We start from the raw sequence: 631 nt of genomic DNA, 5'->3' as shown, positions 1-631 counted from the left end.
TCCTCATTCCCCACGATCCACTGACGCCGCAGCGCCGGCTGCAGGCACGCATCGCTCCGGGCACGCGGGTTCTGCGCGCCGCGGAGATCACCGCCTGGGCGCAGGCCGAGGACCTGATCGCCGCGGCCCGTGAGCAGGCGCAGGCGATCGTCGCCGACGCCCAGGCCGCCTACGACCAGGAATGCGCGCGCGGCTACGCCGAAGGCCTGGCCGAAGCGCAGATGGCCCAGGCCGAGAAGATGATCGAGACCGTGGGGCGCACCGTCGACTACTTCGCCCAGGTCGAAGCCGACATGGTGGCGCTGGTCATGGGCGCGGTGCGCAAGATCATCGATGACTACAGCGATGCCGACCGCGTGCTGATCGTCGTGCGCAACGCGCTGTCGGTGGTGCGCAACCAGAAGCAGATGACGCTGCGCCTGCATCCGCAGCAGGTCGAGGTGGTGCGCGCGCGCGTCAACGACCTGCTGTCCGCCTATCCCGGCGTGGGCTATCTGGACATCATCGCCGACGGCCGCCTGGGCCCGCATGCCTGCATCCTGGAAAGCGAGATCGGCCTGGTCGAAGCCAGCATCGACGGCCAGATCGCGGCGCTCGAGAAAGCGTTCCAGAAAGGGCTGGGCAGCCGCGT

At 69.1% G+C, this 631-nt stretch carries 1 protein-coding gene; it reads left to right on the top strand.

The annotated features are described in order from the left end of the window. A partial coding sequence (locus D3H34_RS33430) for an HrpE/YscL family type III secretion apparatus protein (RefSeq protein ID WP_167481335.1) occupies nucleotides 1–631 on the top strand: 631 nt, incomplete at both ends.

Source organism: Acidovorax cavernicola (assembly GCF_003581445.1).
This window is presented reverse-complemented; position numbering and strand designations above follow the sequence as displayed.